We start from the raw sequence: 19,956 nt of genomic DNA, 5'->3' as shown, positions 1-19,956 counted from the left end.
TCCGCGAAGAAAGGCAAACATGAAGGTAGCAGCTGTGCAATTTGTCTCCGGTGGAGACATCGAAGAAAACCTCGACCGCGCGAAAGAGCTGATTTCCACTGCCGCCAGCAACGGCGCCCAGCTCATTGTTTTGCCGGAAGCCACGGCGCAATCTTTTTCCTCCGGACGCTTGGATACCAATGCCCAAGAACTCGACGGCGACTTTGCCCGGCAATTGCAAGCGCATGCCGAAGAACTGGGCGTGACGGTGGTCGCTGGCATGTTCCGTCCGGCTGACAGCGTCGACAAAGACAGCAAGACTATCAACCGGGTCTATAACACCGCGCTGATTACCGGGCCGGGGGTGCACTTGGGCTATAACAAAATCCACACCTATGACGCTTTCGACTACCGTGAATCCGACACGGTCAAACCCGGCACGGAATTGGTCAGCTTCGAACTCGGCGGGCTGACCGTCGGGGTAGCTATTTGCTATGACGTGCGCTTTCCCGAGCAATTTAAGGCACTCGCGCAGCAGGGCGCAGAGGTTATCGTGGTGCCCACCAGCTGGGCAGATGGCCCGAAAAAGCTCGAGCAGTGGCGTTTGCTCTCAGCCACCCGCGCGCTAGATTCCACCGCCTATATTGTCTGCGCGGGCCAAGCACGCCCCGGTGGCAATGACAAAGCCGGTGAGTCTTCTGGGCCGACTGGCATTGGACACTCGGTTATTTGCACTCCCACAGGAGAGCGGATTGCAGAAGCCGGCTATGAAGAAGAAATCATCTACGCCGACATTGATCCGGAGCTAGTCGCTAAAACCCGAAAAACCCTGCCCGTACTTGAGACTTTGAGTTAACCGCCCCTCACCCCAGGGATGGGTTTCAATCACGCCATCGACAATGCCAGCTCGTGCGAGGCCGACATTCAAAATACCGGCGCCTTCGGTGACCTCATCGGCCGGTCCCACCAATACGCAGCGGCGGAATACATGCGGGTTAGACACCATCGCCTCCAAAGCCACGCGCGCCGGGTTATCAATGACTGTCATCGGCGGGATGGTGGTTTGATTGGGAAATGGCAACGCGGTGCCATAGAGCACGGGGTCTTGAGCAGTGCTGATGGTGTATTCGATGGAGATTTCCGGTGCGAGCTCCACCAGATTATTTTGCAGCAATAAATCGTAGTGCCCGCCGGGGCTAGTGGCATGGGCGATCACGGCGACTGGAGTGTCATCGCCAGCGTCGATTTTGCCCAAGAGCATCGAGCGCACCGCAGCCCACCCCGTGCCGTAGCAGATGAAAAGATCCGGGCTCTGCGCGGAATCACCTAAGTAGCTGACATCAATTTCCTGGGGAAATGTCCCACGCGCATTGCCCAACGTCCAAATATCCCCTGGGCGTGCGACGGATAAAAGCGTTGAGGCGCCACCGGCATCAGCGATGTGGAAAAACAGCTGCGCCGTTTCATCGGAAATATTAGCTGGGGTCAGCAACCGCCAGACCCCAGGCAAATGCGCGGTGGTCACCGGAATGGCTTGCCCGGGCTGAAAAGCAATGGGGAACGCAGATTCCACACGCACCAGCGTGGTTTTACGATTCGGACGCTCAACTGCCGCCACCGTAGCAGTATGCGCAGGTGGAACGCCTTCTAAATCAGCCTCCATCGCGGCCGCTTTCATCGTGGCGCACAGGCCTTCTAAGCGGGCGGAGGCTGCATCGACAAGCTCTGGCGAGAGCTGGAAAATATCTAAGCCCTCAATCAAGCACTGCGCGAAAGTGTCATAGACCTCGGGCGGAAAGCCGAGCCGGCGGTGATCCCGGCCCAATTCGGCAACGAGCGGCTCTACTTCAGAGGCGGAGGGTTCCAACGCCCATGCAATCGCAACGGTTAAATCCACATGCCGGACCGAGCGCGCCGGGGCGAATACCTGACGCGCTTCCATAATGCGGCTAAAGAGCAGCTCATGCACTGTATTTCGGTAGTGCTCATCCGCTTCACGCAGCGCATGGGCTAGCTCCCGCAAGGTCTTTAACGTCGATGTGCCTGTCACGCAGATCGATCGTACAGATTAGTCAATCGGATAGCCCGCAGGACGGCCTTCCGTATTCGGAATCCAGCCCAGCGCCGGGGCGACGTGCTCCGCGAAATTCTGCAAAATCTTGGTATTGACATCCACGCCCATGCCCGTGGGAATGGCAATGAGCAGGCTATCGGCTTCCATGACTGCCGGGTCGGCCTTAAGCTGCTCAATCAAAACATCCGGCTCATCCGCATAGGTGCGGCCAAAGATTGCAGCGCCAGCCTCTGGCAACATGCCCACCTGGTCCGTGCTGGTCTTATGCAGGCCAAACATACGGCGATCCGCATCATCGACAATCGGGAAAATCGAACGCGATACGCTCACGCGGGGAGTCCAGTCATGGCCGGCTTCCTTCCACTCCGCGCGGTAGCGACGAATCTGTTCAACCTGCACCTCGCCCAACGTCTCCGCAGACGTTTCCGATACCAAAGTCGACGACATCAAGTTCACACCATCGCGCGCTGCTTGCTCCGCAGACGCGTGAGTGCCAGAGCCGTAGAAGATGCGCTGACGCACACCAGGGGAGTGCGGGAAAATCGGCAGCGGGATGCCCGGCTGGTACATGTTGGGGTACTGGCGTTCCAAGGGTGCCGCCACGGCCATCCCGTGACCATCGAGCGCATCCATTAAGCGCAAGAAATTCGCACGCGCTAAATCTGCACCATTAGGAGCTTCAGACTTATAGCCAAAAGCTTCCCAACCGCGGTCCGCAGCTTCCGGCGCGCCGCGGGACAGACCTAAGGCAATGCGTCCTTCAGCAATCTGATCCAAGCTGGCGATTTCTTCTGCTAGGTAAAGCGGGTTTTCATAGCGCATATCAATGACGCCGGTGCCCACTTCAATGTGCTTCGTAGATCCAGCAATCGCGCCCAGCAGCGGCATCGGGGCGGCTGCCTGCGGCACAAAGTGGTGCACGCGGAAAGAGGCATTATTAACGCCAATATCATCGGCGTTCTTCGCCAATTCCAGGTGGATTTTTGCCATATCGGTGGCATTCGGTCGGTTCTTGCCCAGGGCGTAGTGTCCGAAGCTTAAAAAGCCAAATGATTTCATAGCCTGCAGTCTACCTAAAGTTGTTGATTTGTCACTTAAAGATTGAAGTTGGAAATGTTGGTTGCGTCATAGCTGTGCGACAATTCACTTATGGATATCACTCTACCGTCCGATTGCGGCAATTCCCCGCGTATGGCTTTGGTGGCCGACCTGGCCATTGCTTGGGCTTCCGGGAATCAAGACACTCTTGAGCAGTCGCTTGTCGATGCCCCCTCCTGGCACCATTTCGGCCCCGACCTTCCCGCGGTCGCACCCACGCACGCGGTGGTGCTCGGCGCCATTAATCACGGGCGCTCCGCATCCTGTGATGGTTATCTCGACTTCGCCGAGGGTGTGCAGCCACAACGAGCGCGATTTAGCCATGTTTTTACCTTCACATCAATGGTAAAAACAGCCAAGGTTAAGGAGATACGCACCTATTTGGTTGAGGAGTCTTAGGGTACGGGATGTGCAAATGTGTTGCCAGGGACAATCTGGCAAATTTCGTGGCATGCGATACAGTACCTAGTAACTCTTCCATAAGCTTGGGAGGACTCTGAGGTTTTCACTGATGAACTCAGCGCACGACCTGATATTTGTACAAGAAATTCTCTAACACATCACAAGAGGGTGCTTACAAAGACTAATAACGTCTTTAAATGAAAGGAAAAGGACACGTGGAATTCTCCGCCTTTGATCTGATGGTAGACGTCGGGTTAATTTCAATCCTTATGGTTGTCGGCAACGTCCTGCGTCACCGCATCAAATTTGTATTCCAGGACTTGCTGCTTCCTGCACCTGTCACCGCCGGCCTACTGGGACTGTTGCTCGGCCCTAATGCACTGGGCATTTTAAACTTTTCGGACTCGATGGGTGATTACTCAACCATCCTGATTGCAGCCGTCTTTGCCTCCATGGCCTATTCCATGGATGTGGGCGGCAATATGCGCAAGGGCGCTCGCAATATGTGGGCCTATTCCACGGTCATGTTCCTGGGGCAGTGGGGCCTATTTATCTTGCTGGGCCTGTACCTGTTTATGCCAGTGTTTGATACTCCGAACTGGTTCGGCATGATGCTGCCAGTCGGCTTTACCGGCGGTTTCGGTACCGCCGCTGCCGTCGGTGGCGCGCTGGAAGAGATCGGGGCCTCGGACGCTGCATCATTGGGCTTTACCTCCGCTACCGTGGGTACACTCGCCGCGATTGTTGGCGGCATCATCGCTGCTAACTGGGGTATTCGCCGCGGTAAGGTAGCAGAAGTGCCCTCTGAAGGTCTGCCAGATGATCTACGCAAGGGCTACATCTCCAAGATTGAAGATCGCCCTTCGGTTGGCCGCGCGACCACGAACCCTTCGTCGATTGAGCCACTGACCCTGCACGTGGGCTTTATCGTGCTCACCGTGGTGTTGGCTTACGGCGTTAATACGTTGATTTCCAATATTTGGGAACAGGTTTCCATCCCGCTGTTCGCAATGTCCATTGTCCTTGGTCTGGTTATCCGCGCCATCATGAACGCAATCGGCGCCAAGGATTACCTGGACCGCGAGACCACATCCTCGGTCTCTGGTGCGGCAACTGACTACCTGATTGCCTTTGGTATCGCATCCATTGCACCAGCTGCTATCGCCAGCTACTGGGTGCCACTGTCCATCATGTTCGTCCTCGGCACCATCTTCTGTGTCTTCTTCCTGCTCTGGTTCCCAGCCGAGTTCTTCGGCGAGAACTGGTTCGAGCGCGGCCTGTTCGGCTGGGGCTGGGCTACCGCCGCGGTTTCCACTGGTATCGCCCTGCTCAAGATCGTCGACCCCAAGCTCAAGTCCGGAACGCTTTCGGAATACGGTATGGCCTACGTCGGCTTCGGTCCTTTCGAAATCGGCATGACCGTCATCGCACCAATTGCTGTGGTCTATGGCTTTACGGCAGGACTGGGCTGGATTTCGGTGGCGCTTGCCATCAGTATTTACTTACTGGCCAAGTTCGGAGGGTGGATGCCGCCGCGCGGTACGATTTTCGCCCAAGGAATTGGCAACGTCGGGGAGAAAGTCCCCAAAGGCTAGCTACTAACTTAATTCGTAAAGCACCCAGGCACCCCTGCTTGGGTGCTTTTTCTATACCTAATGGGGGTAAACATGGGCAAAATATACCAAGTGGTCTATATTGGATGGAATAAACGGTCTTGTTTGTGGTTGTGATGACAGACAAGAAGTTTCCCTAACTATTCCCGAAAAAGAGGTTTCATCATGGCTTTTCCTATGTCGAAGAAAATTCTTGCCGTTGTCGCGGCAGGCTCCGCCGCGTTCACGTTGGCTGCGTGCGGCTCGTCCGATAGTGATTCCGCCGCAGACGGCGACACCACCCAGATTCGTGTCGGTACCTCCCCTGGGCCTTATTCCGAGCTTTTCCGCGAGGGCATTGACCCCATCTTGAGCGAGCAGGGCTACGAAATTGATTACACGGAGTTCACCGACCTGCGTCAGGCCGATGTCGCGCTGAGTGAAAATGACGTCGATCTTAACGTCGACCAGCACACCGCGTACATGAATGTCTTCAATGATGAAACCGGCTCCGACTTGGCCAATATCACCGATATCCCCACCGTGGCGACCAAGATTTACTCCAATGACCTCAAATCCGTGGATGATGTCGCCGATGGCCAGACCGTGGGTATTCCCGCTGATGGTTCCAACCAGACCCGCGCGTTCCGCTTGCTCATTAAGCTGGGCTGGATCACGGTCAACGAGGATGCCGATCCGAACTTGCTCACCCCGTCGGACATTGAGGAAAACCCGCATAATTTGGACATCCAGCCCATGGACTCAGCCACAATTCCGCGTGCGCTCGGCGACTTGGACTGGGGCATTATCCCTGGCTCCATCGCGTATTCCTCCCAGGTTGATCCTGCCTTGGCCCTAGAGCAAGAAGACCTCACCGATGACCTGATTTTGCAGGCTGTCACCACCGAAGAGCAGGTGGATTCCGAGTGGGCTAATGCCGTTGCAGAGGCATACCGCTCCGAGGAATTCCTAGATTTCGTGGCCGAGCAAAACGAGGATGACTACTGGTTTATCCCAGAATCACTTCAGAAGTAGAGCAGGGTTATGGTCGCTGTTTCCTTTCGCAATGTATCCAAGGTCTTCGAGACCAAAGCCGGCAGCATCACAGCGCTTGACGATGTCAGCGCCGAAGTCCCAGCCGGCAGCATCTTCGGCGTGGTCGGCACCTCAGGTGCGGGCAAATCCACGTTGTTGCGCACCGTCAATGGCTTAGAAAAGCCCACCTCGGGCGTCGTCCAGGTCCTCGGCAAGGAAGTCACGAAGCTCAACGGTAGCGATCTGCGTGGTCTGCGCCGCGAGGTCTCCATGGTCTTTCAGCACTTTAACCTGCTCAATAGCCAATCGGTGGCCCACAACGTCGGGCTTCCCTTGGTACTGGCAGGCACCCCACGCGCGCAGGTAAAAAAGCGCGTGGCCGAGGTACTAGCGATGGTCGGGCTCGATACCCGCGCAGAAAATACCCCGAAGCAGCTCTCCGGCGGGCAGCGTCAGCGCGTGGGAATCGCCCGCGCCCTGGTGACCAACCCGAAAATCCTCATCTGTGATGAGCCCACATCTGCGCTGGACCCGATAACCACTAACCAGATTTTGGATCTTTTGCTCAAGGTCAACAGCGAACTCGGCATCACGGTGCTAATTATCACGCACCAGATGTCCGTCGTCTCGCGCATCGCGGATCACATCGCAGTGATGGAGCACGGCCGCGTAATCGAAAACGGCGATGTCGCACAGGTCTTTGCTCACCCGCAGCAAGAACTGACCCGCCAATTTGTTGAAACCGTGGTGCCGCAAAAGCTCCCGTTGGCCATCGAGCAGGAGGTGCGCAGCGGCAAATTCGACCGCGTCATTCGCGCCATCCACAACGGCGGCGCAGCCCGTGACCTCATCTCGGATTTTGCTAACCAGGGCATTCAGGCATCGCTGCTGCATGCTTCCGATGCCGCCTTGCGTCGGCAGTCAGTTGGCACCGTGGTTATAGGTTTGTCTGCCCAAAACGCATCGCTTATCGATGCCAGCCTAGCCCACCTTTCCCACCGCCCCGGCCTGGAAGTAGAGGATGTGAACTAATGGATCTAACAGATATCTTCGACACCCGCGTCGGTTTTGAAAAATACGGCGAAGCCGCCATCGAGACCCTATATATGGTGGGCATTTCGCTGCTCATCGGCACGATTTTAGGTGCTGGCTTAGGCATTATTTTGGTGCTCAACCGTCCCGGCGGTCTGCGCCCGGTGCGCTGGCTCTATGAAATCGTCAACTTCGTAGTCAACACGGTGCGTTCGCTGCCGTTTATTATCTTGATGGTCGCCATCTTGCCGTTTACCCGGGTCATTGTCGGATCCTCGATTGGCACCACCGCGGCACTGGTTCCACTGACTATTTTCATAGCGCCCTTTATGGCCCGACTGATTGAGCAATCCGTTTTGGACGTGGACTCCGGAATCTTGGAAGCCGCCGAATCGATGGGCGCTACCACCTGGCAGACCATCCGCTACTTCTTGTTGCCCGAGGCCAAAGCCGGCATTATTTTGGCGCTCACAACCTCGACTATTACCTTGATTTCCGCCACCGCGATGGCCGGCACCATCGGCGGGGGCGGTGTTGGCGACCTCGCAATTTCTTATGGCTACCAGCAATTTGACACCATCGCCATCATTATCACGGTGGTAATTTTGATCGTGGTAGTCCAACTGATTCAAGCCTTTGGCACTTGGTGGGCCCGTCGCGCCCGCAATGATTAGAGAAATCAACCACGATTTCCCCCTGCGCCCACGTCATCTGATGTGGGCGCTTTTATTGATCCGAGGACACTCAACTTTTTCAAAATATTTGAACATGAGTGGAATAGACTCAACTTAGGGTGCGTTGGAAGAGATGAAGCACCTATGATGGAGGCTGAAAAAATAGCTAAAAGGAGCACTTATGAATTCATTTAATCCCACTACTAAAACCCAAGAAGCCTTGCAGCAAGCGCTCGCCAAGGCTTCGTCCAATGGCAACCCGGACATCCGCCCGGCGCACCTATTGGCCGCTATCTTGGACCAAAAAGACGGCATCGCCGTTCCGGTACTGAAAGCAACCGGCGTGGATCCCGACACCGTGCTGGCCGAAGCCCGCGCCTTAGTAGACGGCTACCCCAAGGCCGAAGGCCAGAATATGGCCAACCCGAACTTTAACCGCGACGGTCTCAACGTGTTGACCAATGCGCAAGAACTTGCGGGGGAGCTCGGGGATGAATTCGTCTCCACGGAGGTCTTGCTCGCTGCCATCGCCGCCTCGAAGACAGATGCCTCTGAGCTGCTTATCTCCCGCGGCGCAACGGCGGAAGCCATTAAAGGAGCCTTCCCCTCGGTCCGCGGTGCCGCGAAGGTGACCACCGAAAATCCCGAGGAGCAGTTCCAAGCCTTAGAAAAATACTCCACGGACTTAACCGCCCGTGCCCGTGAGGGCAAGATTGACCCGGTTATCGGCCGTGATCAAGAAATCCGCCGCGTCGTGCAGGTACTTTCGCGCCGCACGAAGAATAACCCCGTGCTCATCGGTGAGCCTGGCGTCGGTAAAACCTCGATCGTCGAAGGCCTTGCCCGCCGCATTGTCGCCGGCGACGTGCCGGAATCCTTGAAGGGCAAAACCCTGCTCTCCTTGGACTTGGGTTCGATGATTGCCGGTGCGAAGTACCGCGGCGAATTTGAAGAGCGCCTCAAGGCTGTCTTGGATGAGATCAAGGCATCTGAAGGACAGATTATTACCTTTATCGATGAGCTGCACACGCTAGTCGGCGCGGGTGCTACCGGCGAAGGCTCGATGGATGCCGGTAACATGATTAAGCCCATGCTGGCCCGTGGTGAGCTGCGCCTGGTCGGTGCAACCACCTTGGATGAGTACCGCAAGTACATTGAAAAGGATGCTGCGCTGGAACGCCGTTTCCAGCAGGTCTACGCCGCGGAACCATCCGTGGAAGACACCATCGGTATTTTGCGTGGTCTGAAAGAGCGCTACGAGGTCCATCACGGTGTGCGCATCATGGACTCCGCGCTGGTTGCAGCAGCAGAGCTGTCGAATCGCTACATCACCAACCGTTTCTTGCCGGATAAGGCAATTGATTTGGTTGATGAGGCCGGCTCGCGCCTGCGCATGGAGATCGACTCCTCCCCACAGGAAATCGATGAGCTCGAGCGCATCGTCCGCCGCATGGAAATCGAAGAGCTGGCGCTCAAGAAGGAATCGGATGCCGCCAGCCAAGACCGCCTGAGCAAGTTGCAGCAAGAGCTTGCCGATGAACGCGAGAAACTCGGCGAACTGCAAGCCCGGTGGAATAACGAGAAAAGGGCTATCGACGATGTTCAGGAAGCCAAAGAGGAACTGGAAAACCTGCGCCGCGAAGCCGAAATCGCCGAGCGCGACGGAGACTATGAGCTCGCCTCCGAGCTGCGATACGGCCGGATTCCTAAGCTAGAAACTCAAGTGGAAGAAGCCGAAGAGCGCGCTAACCAGCAGCAAAACACCATGCTGGTCGAAGAAGTTTCCCCCGATGTCATCGCCGAAGTTGTCTCCGCGTGGACCGGTATTCCTGCCGGCAAGATGCTGGAAGGCGAGACGGAGAAGCTGCTGCACATGGAAGATGTGCTCGGCCGCCGCGTGGTCGGTCAGTCGGAGGCCGTCAGCGCCGTATCGGATGCGGTTCGCCGCTCCCGCGCGGGCATCGCGGATCCGAACCGTCCCACCGGTTCTTTCCTCTTCCTCGGTCCCACCGGTGTCGGTAAGACGGAGCTGGCCAAGGCATTATCGGAGTTCCTCTTCGATGATGAATCGGCCATGGTTCGTATCGATATGTCCGAATATGGCGAAAAACACTCGGTCGCACGTCTGATCGGTGCGCCTCCGGGATATGTCGGACACGAGGCCGGCGGTCAGCTCACCGAAGCAGTGCGTCGTCGTCCGTACACGCTAGTGCTTTTCGATGAAGTCGAGAAAGCCCACTCTGATGTCTTCGATATCTTGCTGCAGGTCCTCGATGACGGCCGGCTTACCGATGGCCAAGGCCGCACCGTCGACTTCCGCAACACCGTGATCATCTTGACCTCCAACCTCGGCGCCGGCGGCGACCGCGAGCAGGTCATGGAAGCAGTCAAGAAGGCCTTCAAGCCGGAGTTTATTAACCGCCTAGATGATGTCGTGCTCTTTGAAGCTCTATCGACCGAGCTGCTCGAAGGCATCGTCGATATCCAGCTAGAAAGCTTGGCCCAGCGCCTAGAGCAGCGTCGTTTGGAACTCGATGTGGACTCGAACGCGAAGCACTGGCTCGCCGAACGTGGTTACGACCCTGACTACGGTGCACGTCCACTGCGTCGTTTGATCCAGCAGGCTATTGGTGACCAGATGGCGCGCAAGTTGCTCGCTGGCGAGATTCGCGATGGCGATACCGTGCACGTCACCACCGCCGAAGACGGCGAATCCCTGACCTTGTCCACCAACTAATCCAGCAGGGGGGCTAAATCCAGCCCTTCTCCCGCGCGCGCAGAAACGCCTCAAAACGGTTCTGCGCGCCGATTTTTGTCATAGCCGAGGACAGGTAGTTCCGAGTTGTGCCCGGGGCTAAAAACACCAACTGCGCGATTTCTTCGACTGACCCGCCTTGCCCGGCGGCGTTGACTACCTCGGCCTCACGCTCGGTTAGCGGGCTATCAGAGGCCGTAATCGTCATCGCCGCAAGCTCGGGATCGATGTACCGTCCGCCGCCGTGAACCGTGCGCACAGCCGCGGCGAATTCTTCCGCCGAGGCCGTCTTCGGCAAAAATCCCTGCACCCCAGTAGCCAACGCCTTCTTCAGAAGCAGCGGCCGCGAATGGCTGGTCACAATGACTAGCGCCGTCTTGGGAGAGAGCGCCCTGACCTGTTGCGCAACCTCAATCCCATCGATTCCCCCGAGGTTCAGATCCGTCACCAACACATCGGGCACCGCCTCTCCAATGGTTACTTGCTTTCGCCACCATTCCAGGACAGTCTCCCCGGACGGAAAAGTCTGCAGCACCTCCAAGTCCTCCTCGAGACTCAAAAGCGTTGCCAAGGAAGAAGCGATGAGCTGTTCATCATCAACAATTACAAGCCGAACCATCGCCTGTCCTTTCCCAGTGTCATTTCCACGTCATAATCGCAGCGAACTGACCGTCACGATTGCGCAGCTCAATGCTGCCATCAAATTCCAGCGCGCGCTGCTGCAGTGGTCTAGTCCCGCCCAGCTTGCCGATGCTTCCTTGCACGCCATCATTGACCACCTCGACCTCGGTCGGCTCCACGGAAATCTCTGTCCACGTGGCTTGGGAGTGCTTCAGCACGTTCGTCGCGGATTCTCTGATAAACCACGCCACCGTTTCCCGCACGTGCGCCGGTACTTGTTCGGCATCACCGTCGACGCGCACCGCAATGCCCGCGGTGCTGAGCACCTTGCCGGCGGAGACAATCTCGTCCTCCACCGAAACCTCACGGTAGCCGGAGACCACCTGATTCAAATCCTTACGCGTGAGCCGAATCAGCCCCTCCAGGTCCCGTAATTCTTCCTCAACCTGCTCATCGCCACGGTTGTACAGTGACAGCGCCAGTTGCGTCTTCAGCGACATCGCTGCCAGGTGCTGGCCCAAGCTATCGTGCAGTTCTTGTGCAAAACGCAGCCGCTCCTGATTAACGCGCACCTGAGATTCCAAGTCCCTACTGCGGTCTAGCTCATTGACCACCTGCGCCGACCATAATGTGACTTTGCCCGCTGCCCACAACACCACCGTAAACCCCGCGATGGCTAGCGGCACTGCAATCACCGGCAGTTGGAACAGGTAGCCGCTGGCCACGCCCAAGGCCAGCGTTATCCACAACCCGTGGGGCAGGGTAGGGGTGTAAATCATCGACAAGCAAAATAGCGTCACCAAGCCCGAGGCCAGCATCACCGGCGACTCCACGTCCAACAGCCACGTCAGCGCCGCATAAACCACCAGCGTGGCCACACCCGCGGCAAATCCCCACATCTGTAGCTGTGGCCACCGCTTAGGCGGCTGCTTTGAGAGCCCCGGCAGTTCCTCAACCGACCATAACGCCAGCCCCAGATTTGCTATAGATATCACCAGCACTGCGACCGTCAGCCACAGCGGCTGCGGCTCCCACAACGCCGGCACAATGACTACCAGCGCCAAGAAAACCACAGACACATGGAGCGATACGCGCATATAAGCCTGGAACCGTTCCGTGCTATCCATGCGCGCAACCCACTGCGGGAGAAGTTGACTCATAAAATCATGCTACCTAGCGCTCTACCGGTTGGTTTCCCATTTCATAAACCGCACCGACAACCAGGACAACACAATCGCCCACACGGCCAGCGCCGCAATCTGCACCCCAGCCGCGCCAAAGACTGCGAAGCCCTCGGCAATTTCGCCACCACCAGTGAGCTCGGTCAGCGGCGCACCAGCCCAGTCGATAAAGGACAACTGCCCAATCAACGCGAATGGCGTGAATTCCAAAATCTGTCGTGCATCGTCCGGAAAAATCGCGAGGAGCGGCGACTGCGACAACATAGCCAGCACTATGACCGGCAGCGACGTCATCTGTGCGGCTTCCGCATTAGACGTCATTCGGCTGGTCAAAAAGGCCAGCGCTGTGGAAATCACAAGTCCCAGCGCGAGCCCGACAAATAGCAGCAGCGTCGAATTCGGCATCTCGCCCGCCTGAATCGCCAGCACCGTAATCATCAGCGCCGTTAGAATCACCGACAACAGCACACCGGGCGTGGAAATTGCGAGCATAATCTCGCCGTCCCGCGCCTCACCGGTACGCAGACGCTTCAGTACCCGCTCATCGCGCCGGGTTGTCGCCATGGACAGCACCGAGTAATACTGCACGAACATCAAAGTAATCAGGAAGAATACTTCCATCGAGGTCGCCGCCACCACCTGTTTCTCGCCACCTTGAGCGAGCTGCTGCGAAACCAAGCCGATACCGATGGGAAAGATCAGACCCATCGACAGCAAAGTCTTGTTGCGTAGAAACTGGGTGGTCTCGGCCTTGGCTAGTGCAAAATATCGTGAAAATTTCATGACCTGCTCCTTAAGCAATTTCCTGGTCCGCGATGGACAAAAAGACTTTTTCCAACGTCGCCGGCCGGGCGGAGAATCCGCGCAGCTCCACGCCGTTCTCGCGCGCCCACGTCAATACTCTCCACGTATCGCCCACGAGGTCGTCGGTGGAGATGAGGTGCTTGGTGCCATCGCTAAGCAAAGTTGCTCGCTCAACGCTTGGTGCCTGCTCGGCGGTGAACTCGATTTCGGAGGACACCTTTGCCACCAGCTCATCCAACGTTCCCTCGGCGGCCACAATGCCTTGGTCCATAATCGCGATGCGGTCGCACAACATTTCAGCTTCTTCGAGGTAGTGGGTGGTCAGCACCATGGTCACGCCGTGGGCTTTCAAATCCAGCAGCAGTTGCCACACATTGCGGCGTGATTCCGGGTCCAGGCCAGTGGTGGGCTCATCCAGAAACAACAAAGAAGGATTAGAAATCAGGGCACAGGCGAGGTCGAGTCGGCGCTGTTCGCCGCCAGATAGCACGCCAACGCGCACTGCTTGTCGATGCCCAAGCCCCACCTTGTCCAACACTTCTTCCACTTCGAGGGGATGGCTGCACGTGCCTTGCCACATAGTGAGTGTTTCTTTGACGGTGAGCTGGCTGGGAAGTCCACCGGATTGCAGCATGATTCCCATCTCAGGGCGGATTTCGCTGCGGTGGGTGATGGGGTCTTTGCCGAACACGGCAACCTTCCCGGAAGTGGCACTGGATAGCCCTTCAATGATTTCGAGCGTTGTGGTCTTGCCAGCACCGTTGGTACCCAGCAAGCCGTAGACTTCGCCGCGATTGACGTGGAAGTTGAGACTATCGACTGCTTTGAGTTCGGATTTTCCTGTCTTGTATGTCTTATTCAGGTTGTGTACCTGCAAGACTTGCTGTGTCTGTGTCATGGCTCTAATTTTTCCGGCGCACACGGGCTTGCGGTAGGGCGTGGTTTCACGGATGGCCATTACATTTGTCATCGGCATGCTCCCATCGGCTCAACTCTGGTCCTCTGCCAGCCAAGGACAAGCACTATAGAATGAGCGGCATGAGTATTTTGGTCTCTCCGCAAGCCCTCAATGATGCAATTCATCAAGGTCAGCGCTACACGTTATTAGCCTCGCTGTGGGGAACTAGCGAATATGACGGCGCCCAACAATTCCAGTCTTTGCACATTCCTACCGCGCAATATTGCGATACTGCCGGCGCCCTCGCGGGACTTCCGGGTTCGCGCGATGGCCGCAATCCCATGCCGGATCCCAAACGACTCCAAAAGCACTTTGAAACCTGGGGTCTGCGCCAAGACCGTCCAGTGATTGTCTACGACGAAGGCCGTGGTCTTTTCGCCGGCCGCGCCTGGTGGATCCTGCGCTGGGCGGGCGTGGAAAATGTCCACATCCTCGATGGCGGCATGGCTAATTGGCGCCGGTTAAAGCTGCCGACGATGACTGGCCCGGGCAATATCACTGTCGAAACCGACCAGATTGTAAAACCACAACCGCACATGGTTGCCACGATCGATGACGTGAAAAACCACACCGGCCTGCTTATCGATACCCGCGAGGCCAACCGCTTTGCCGGCCGCCGCGAAAACCTCGACTTGAAAGCCGGCCACATCCCCGGTGCCGTCAACGTGCCGGAGCGCGATTTGCACCACCCAGACCGCACGTGGAAAACCAAGGAAGAAATCTCCCAGATTTTCCACGACGCCGGTATTACCGAGGACAATGTCAAAGACGCGATTGTCTACTCCGGTTCCGGAAACCACTCCGCCCTGGCCCTAGCGGCGATGGAATGGATTGGTCTGACCGGCGCTCGCCACTACGTCGGCGGCTGGTCGCAGTGGTCAGCAAACCCCGCCAACCCCGTAGAACGCGGGGATCGCACGGCAATCAACGTTTAAGCCGCCCCCACGCAGTAAAGTGGGAAGGCGATGGCTATTGTACTTCTTCTTCTCTCCCTAGGCGCGGCCGCGGCGGCCGTCGCCTTGTGGCGCGCTGCCAATAATCAGGAACAGCCAACCTCCGAACGCGAACCCAAACTAGAACCGCAACCGGAACCACAGTCGGAAGCGCAGCAGGAGCGTGAGGTAGAACCTGAGGCAGTCCCTGCCCCCGAGCCCGAACCTGAGCCCACGGCCGAATCAGCGCCAGAACCAGAACCCGAGCCGGAAGCGGAACCAGAACCAGCGCCAGCGCCAGCAGCGGAACCCGAGCATCACGCCCGACTCATGCTGCCGGGAACACTCAAACGCGAGCGCCGGCACTGGGCGGAAGCTAAAAACTTCGAGTTTTTAAAATCAGACGAATACCTTGAAGACGAATGGTTCCGCGGGGCTGCCTCCAATGGTGCATCGCCGCGCGATATCGTCGTCGGCAACGTCTTCGGCCACGAAATGCTGCTGATGGATCTCGGCGGAGTCAACGTCATGGCAATGCGCACGGGCTCAGCCACCGAGGAAGTCATCGACTTCCGCCGCCGCGACGCAATAGAGCAGGAATCCTCGGAAGATCTATTCGAAGCATTTAGCCACGACGACTTCATCGCGCTAGCCACCGACACCGCAGTTGCCCAACGCATGCGCGATATCCGCGTCAATGTCGCCTTGGAGCGCATGCCGCACGATGTCACCGGCATCTGGATGGAATCCGAATGGGTGCTGGCGCAGACCACCAAAAACGCACTGTCGCCAGTGTGGGAAGAAATGCTCGCACCCCTTGCATTGCTTGCCGATGCCGCCCGCACCCTTCCACCACGCCCATCCACCGCACAAGAACTGCGCGTGGAAGAAGGCGACCCCACTCGCCCCGCGCCACCCGCGGGACCAGTGGAATTATCCGGCCTGCCGACTATTCGCACGACCACGGATCACTTCGAGCACCCACCGGTGCAACGCCCCGAAGAACCCATCGAATTGCCCACCCGCGCCATTGATGACTCACGTGGTGACTTCGATGATGATGACGTCGCCGCGTACGATATTGGCGCTGACGATGTCGACGCCATCGGGGATCAACCCGCCGACGAAGAACCGCCGCGCACCAACGATGTCCGCATCACCCGCCAGCAAGGCACCGATGCCTCCATCTTTGAAGACCACACCGACTAACTGAAAGGCCCCATCCATGAGCTTGGACCCGCAGCTAAAGACCCGCCTGGCCGAATTGGTCAAAGAACTCGCCGTTGTTCACGGCAAGGTGACCTTGTCTTCGGGCAAAGAAGCTGACTACTACGTGGATCTGCGCAGGGCGACGTTGCAGCATGAGGCGTCACGGATCATCGGAAAGCTCTTGCGTGAGCTCACCGCAGACTGGGACTTTGTCGCCGTGGGCGGGCTGACCTTGGGTGCTGACCCGGTAGCGACCTCCGTCATGCACGCCGACGGCCGGCCTATCGATGCTTTTGTGGTGCGCAAAGAAACCAAAAAGCACGGCATGCAGCGTCGCATCGAAGGCGCTGATGTCGTGGGGCAAAAAGTTCTGGTCGTCGAAGATACCACCACCACTGGCAACTCCCCGCTGACCGCTGTGTGCGCGCTGCGCGAGGCAGGCGCCGAGGTCGTCGGCGTGGCTACTGTTGTCGATCGCGCTACCGGTGCCGCGGATGTCATCGCCGCCGAAGGCCTGGAATACCGCTACCTGCTCGACCTGCAGGACCTGGGGCTTTAAGTGCACGACCAACAACCTGGCCCGACCGAATGGAATGAAGGCCGCCACGGCGTGGGTCCGTGGGAGGGCACTTTGCCTGACGATGCCCACTTCGACCCCGAACTGCTTGCCAACGGCGACCGCCGCAACGTCGTCGATGCCTACCGCTACTGGACGCGGGAGGCGATTGTCGCCGATATTGATACCCGCCGGCACAGCCTGCACATCGCGATTGAGAATTTCGAAAACGATGCCAATATCGGCACCGTCGTGCGCACCGCCAATGCTTTCGCGGTCAACACCGTGCACATCGTGGGCCGTCGCCGCTGGAATCGCCGCGGGGCGATGGTCACGGACCGCTACCAACATTTGGAACACCACGACACCGTCACCGAGTTGATGGCGTGGGCGCGCGAGCACGAGATTGCGGTGGTGGCCATTGATAACACCCCCGGAAGTGTCCCTTTAGAGACCGCACAATTGCCTGAACGTTGCCTGCTACTTTTTGGCCAGGAAGGCCCCGGTGTGACCGCGGAAGCGCAGGAGAGCGCCGAGATGACCTGCTCGATTGCGCAATTCGGGTCGACGCGCTCCATCAACGCAGGTGTAGCGGCGGGTATTGCCATGCATACTTGGATTCGCCAGCACGCAGATTTATCGCGTGCATGGTGATATAAAACTTGTATTGAATATCAACTTGAGGAGTGATAGAGCCGCCGTGGAAGAAAAATGGTCGCATCGCGCTGACCTCGCTGAGTCTGCCATTCATGATCGCCATGCGTCGTCCGTCTGGTCTTTGCCGCGGACGAACCTGGCGGTTGTGAGCTGGCCACCCGTGACGAAAGAGCGCCTGTTTGTGCACTGGCACTACTGGTGGCAGGCGCACTATGTCGATTGTCAGGTGGACGCAGCCTCGCGCCATAACACCAAAACCCGGCGGAAGCGCATCGCCGATACCCTCCGCGGGATTCGGCGGCGCAACCTCACAGCTTTGACGAAAAACCGCTACTACGACGACAAACTGTGGCTAGCACTAGCCATGGACCGTGTGGCGAAGCTGCCGAAAATGTCACGGCCCAAGGGGCTGACGTTGCTGCAAAATAACATTTTGGACGGCCGCGATGAGACCTTCGGCATCTTGCCGTGGCGCGAAGGCGAGACCTTCCTCAACGTTCCCACAAATGGCCCGGCCGCTATCATGTTGGCGCGCATGGGGCGTATCGATGAAGCCCGGCACATCATCGACTGGATCTATGACCACTTGGTCGACGATGACGGCTTCATCATGGATGGGCTTCGCATGCGCATGGACGGGCCTGAGTTGGTGCGCAATATCCACCCGTATTGCCAAGGCGTGGTGCTTGGCGCGTGTTTAGAGATTGCTTTGGCGCTTCGCGATGAGGCCGGGGTGGGCTCTTTAGAGCAAATAGATTCAGTGCGCGACGCAGAGCTTGCCGATGAAACCATGCGCTATCTCACCCGCATTCGCGGCCTGGTGCAAGCCGTGGCTTCGGATATGGCAACGCCTGCGGGCGTGATTGATTGGGACACCGGTGACGGCGATGGCGGGCTGTTTAAGGGCATCCTGGTGCGCTATTTGGCGGATGTCGCGGTGCGTTTGCCGGCGGATTCTCCGGCGAATCGCGCGACGCGGAAATTAGCGGCCCGACTGGTCATAGCCTCGGCAAACTCGGTGTGGGAGCACCGCCTGGAAGTCGATGGTCTGCCGATTTTCGGCACCGACTGGACCGCGGATGCCCGCTTGCCGCACAACTACGGCGTGGGCGCGTCGACCATTGGTGAAAAGGTCGGGGTTATTCGCATCGCCGAGCGAGATTTGTCGGTGCAATTGTCCGGCTGGATGCTGCTGGAAGCCGCCGCTCGCGTAGCGAAATCTTTAGAACGCAGTTAATCTCACAGGCGAGTTGGCGGCGGGAAATGCTTCACACAGGCATACTAGTTAGTGACATTTCATTCCACGCGTAAGAAGGAAGAATTCATGCCAATCGCAACTCCTGAAATTTATAACGCAATGCTGGACACCGCCAAGAAGGACGGTTTTGCGTTCCCAGCGATCAACTGCACCTCCTCGGAGACCATCAACGCCGCGTTGAAGGGATTCGCGGAGGCCGAATCTGACGGCATCATCCAGTTTTCCACCGGCGGTGCCGAGTTCGGATCTGGTCTGGGTGTGAAAAATAAGGTTGCTGGTGCTCAGGCTTTGGCCGCATTCGCGCACGAAGCAGCGAAGCACTACGGCATCAACGTCGCGCTGCACACCGACCACTGCCAAAAGGAAGTCCTTGATGAGTACGTGCGCCCGCTGATTGCTATCTCCCAAGAGCGCGTCGACCGCGGCGAGCTGCCGTTGTTCCAGTCCCACATGTGGGACGGCTCCGCAGTGCCTATCGATGAAAACCTGGAGATCGCGCAAGAACTGCTCGCCAAGGCTCGCGCGGCGAATATCATTCTCGAAGTGGAAATCGGTGTCGTCGGCGGCGAAGAAGACGGCGTTGAAGCCAAGGCCGGCGCGAACCTGTACACCACCGAAGAAGACTTCCAAAAGACCGTCGATGCCCTCGGCACCGGCGAAAATGGCCGCTACCTGCTGGCCGCGACCTTCGGCAACGTGCATGGTGTGTACAAGCCCGGCAACGTGCAGCTGCGTCCCGAAATCTTGGACATGGGCCAAAAGGTCGCCGAAGAAAAGCTCGGCCTGAGCGTTGGTTCTAATCCTTTCGATTTCGTCTTCCACGGCGGCTCCGGCTCCGAGAAGGAAAAGATCGAAGAATCGCTGCGCTACGGCGTCATCAAGATGAACGTGGACACCGATACCCAGTACGCGTTTACCAACCCAATCGCGCGCCACATGTTCTCCAACTACGACGGCGTGTTCAAGATTGACGGCGAAGTTGGCAACAAGAAGGTCTACGACCCACGCTCTTACCTGAAGAAGGCAGAGCAGTCCATGGCAGAGCGCGTCATCGAGTCCTGCCACGACTTGAAGTCGGTTGGAAAGTCCGTCACCAAGTAAATAAATGCCACGCGAAACCCGCCGTCTGAGCCATTTGA

General features: G+C 57.6%; 19 protein-coding genes. 13 read left to right on the top strand and 6 right to left on the bottom strand.

What is annotated here, in order from left to right; translation table 11 throughout:
• Window positions 1-19 precede the first annotated feature (19 nt).
• Entirely contained in the window at window positions 20-835 is an 816-nt protein-coding gene (locus CAMM_RS11500; RefSeq protein ID WP_003847813.1) for a carbon-nitrogen hydrolase family protein, read from the top strand.
• Here the strand turns inward: CAMM_RS11500 and CAMM_RS11495 are convergent.
• Together CAMM_RS11495 and CAMM_RS11490 are read right to left on the bottom strand one after the other, a co-directional pair.
• Window positions 785-2,029, bottom strand: a complete 1,245-nt coding sequence (locus CAMM_RS11495; protein WP_003847812.1) for a hypothetical protein — start codon at window positions 2,027-2,029, stop codon at window positions 785-787. The genes CAMM_RS11500 and CAMM_RS11495 overlap by 51 nt on opposite strands.
• Before the next feature lie 18 nt (window positions 2,030-2,047).
• Window positions 2,048-3,112 (bottom strand): LLM class flavin-dependent oxidoreductase, encoded by a 1,065-nt coding sequence (locus tag CAMM_RS11490; protein ID WP_003847811.1) that lies wholly within the window; start codon window positions 3,110-3,112, stop codon window positions 2,048-2,050.
• A 90-nt stretch (window positions 3,113-3,202) separates the two neighbouring features.
• On the opposite strand from CAMM_RS11490, the gene CAMM_RS11485 reads away from it, so the two are divergent.
• The 6 genes from CAMM_RS11485 to clpB all read left to right on the top strand — a co-directional run bounded on the left by CAMM_RS11485 (window position 3,203) and on the right by clpB (window position 10,623).
• On the top strand, window positions 3,203-3,550 hold the full coding sequence (locus CAMM_RS11485; protein WP_075761560.1) for a hypothetical protein: 348 nt from the start codon (window positions 3,203-3,205) through the stop codon (window positions 3,548-3,550).
• 200 nt (window positions 3,551-3,750) lie between these two features.
• Window positions 3,751-5,148, top strand: coding sequence for a sodium/glutamate symporter (locus tag CAMM_RS11480; protein WP_075761559.1), 1,398 nt, complete (start codon window positions 3,751-3,753; stop codon window positions 5,146-5,148).
• A gap of 183 nt (window positions 5,149-5,331) precedes the next feature.
• Complete coding sequence (locus CAMM_RS11475) at window positions 5,332-6,180, top strand: MetQ/NlpA family ABC transporter substrate-binding protein (protein ID WP_003847807.1); 849 nt, start codon at window positions 5,332-5,334, stop codon at window positions 6,178-6,180.
• A 9-nt stretch (window positions 6,181-6,189) separates the two neighbouring features.
• Window positions 6,190-7,212: a methionine ABC transporter ATP-binding protein gene (locus CAMM_RS11470; protein WP_003847806.1), complete on the top strand. Its 1,023-nt coding sequence runs from the start codon at window positions 6,190-6,192 to the stop codon at window positions 7,210-7,212.
• Window positions 7,212-7,886, top strand: a complete 675-nt coding sequence (locus CAMM_RS11465) for a methionine ABC transporter permease (protein WP_003847805.1) — start codon at window positions 7,212-7,214, stop codon at window positions 7,884-7,886. Before CAMM_RS11470 ends, CAMM_RS11465 begins: the two co-directional genes overlap by 1 nt.
• A 181-nt stretch (window positions 7,887-8,067) precedes the next feature.
• The gene (gene clpB / locus CAMM_RS11460) at window positions 8,068-10,623 is read left to right on the top strand and encodes an ATP-dependent chaperone ClpB (protein ID WP_003847804.1); all 2,556 of its coding nucleotides are present in this window, start codon (window positions 8,068-8,070) and stop codon (window positions 10,621-10,623) included.
• A gap of 13 nt (window positions 10,624-10,636) precedes the next feature.
• On the opposite strand, the gene CAMM_RS11455 is transcribed toward clpB, so the two are convergent.
• The 4 genes from CAMM_RS11455 to CAMM_RS11440 are packed head-to-tail and all read right to left on the bottom strand — an operon-like array spanning window position 10,637 to window position 14,145.
• Window positions 10,637-11,260, bottom strand: coding sequence for a response regulator transcription factor (locus tag CAMM_RS11455; protein ID WP_003847803.1), 624 nt, complete (start codon window positions 11,258-11,260; stop codon window positions 10,637-10,639).
• A gap of 19 nt (window positions 11,261-11,279) precedes the next feature.
• Window positions 11,280-12,422 carry a sensor histidine kinase gene (locus tag CAMM_RS11450; RefSeq protein ID WP_003847802.1) on the bottom strand — a complete coding sequence of 381 codons (1,143 nt, stop codon included), beginning with the start codon at window positions 12,420-12,422 and terminating at the stop codon, window positions 11,280-11,282.
• A gap of 21 nt (window positions 12,423-12,443) precedes the next feature.
• A complete protein-coding gene (locus CAMM_RS11445) occupies window positions 12,444-13,226 on the bottom strand; it encodes an ABC transporter permease (protein WP_050759866.1) in 783 nt (260 codons plus the stop codon).
• 10 nt (window positions 13,227-13,236) lie between these two features.
• Entirely contained in the window at window positions 13,237-14,145 is a 909-nt protein-coding gene (locus CAMM_RS11440; protein WP_040355700.1) for an ABC transporter ATP-binding protein, read from the bottom strand.
• A gap of 140 nt (window positions 14,146-14,285) precedes the next feature.
• On the opposite strand from CAMM_RS11440, the gene CAMM_RS11435 reads away from it, so the two are divergent.
• From CAMM_RS11435 to fbaA, 6 genes are all read left to right on the top strand, one after another.
• The gene (locus tag CAMM_RS11435) at window positions 14,286-15,140 is read left to right on the top strand and encodes a sulfurtransferase (RefSeq protein WP_040355697.1); all 855 of its coding nucleotides are present in this window, start codon (window positions 14,286-14,288) and stop codon (window positions 15,138-15,140) included.
• A gap of 30 nt (window positions 15,141-15,170) precedes the next feature.
• Entirely contained in the window at window positions 15,171-16,346 is a 1,176-nt protein-coding gene (locus tag CAMM_RS11430) for a type III secretion system chaperone family protein (protein ID WP_003847797.1), read from the top strand.
• A 16-nt stretch (window positions 16,347-16,362) separates the two neighbouring features.
• Entirely contained in the window at window positions 16,363-16,905 is a 543-nt protein-coding gene (gene pyrE / locus CAMM_RS11425) for an orotate phosphoribosyltransferase (RefSeq protein WP_003847796.1), read from the top strand.
• The gene (locus tag CAMM_RS11420) at window positions 16,906-17,556 is read left to right on the top strand and encodes a TrmH family RNA methyltransferase (protein WP_003847793.1); all 651 of its coding nucleotides are present in this window, start codon (window positions 16,906-16,908) and stop codon (window positions 17,554-17,556) included.
• Between the two features lie 46 nt (window positions 17,557-17,602).
• Window positions 17,603-18,796, top strand: coding sequence for a glycoside hydrolase family 76 protein (locus CAMM_RS11415; RefSeq protein WP_040355572.1), 1,194 nt, complete (start codon window positions 17,603-17,605; stop codon window positions 18,794-18,796).
• An 87-nt stretch (window positions 18,797-18,883) separates the two neighbouring features.
• The gene (gene fbaA, locus CAMM_RS11410; protein ID WP_003847787.1) at window positions 18,884-19,918 is read left to right on the top strand and encodes a class II fructose-bisphosphate aldolase; all 1,035 of its coding nucleotides are present in this window, start codon (window positions 18,884-18,886) and stop codon (window positions 19,916-19,918) included.
• The last annotated feature ends 38 nt before the right edge of the window (window positions 19,919-19,956 follow it).

The sequence above is a fragment of the Corynebacterium ammoniagenes DSM 20306 genome (genome assembly GCF_001941425.1).
In the GTDB taxonomy this organism is placed as follows: Bacteria; Actinomycetota; Actinomycetes; order Mycobacteriales; family Mycobacteriaceae; genus Corynebacterium; species Corynebacterium ammoniagenes.
Note: the sequence above shows the minus strand (reverse complement) of the source record. Positions and strands in the feature narration are given on the sequence as shown.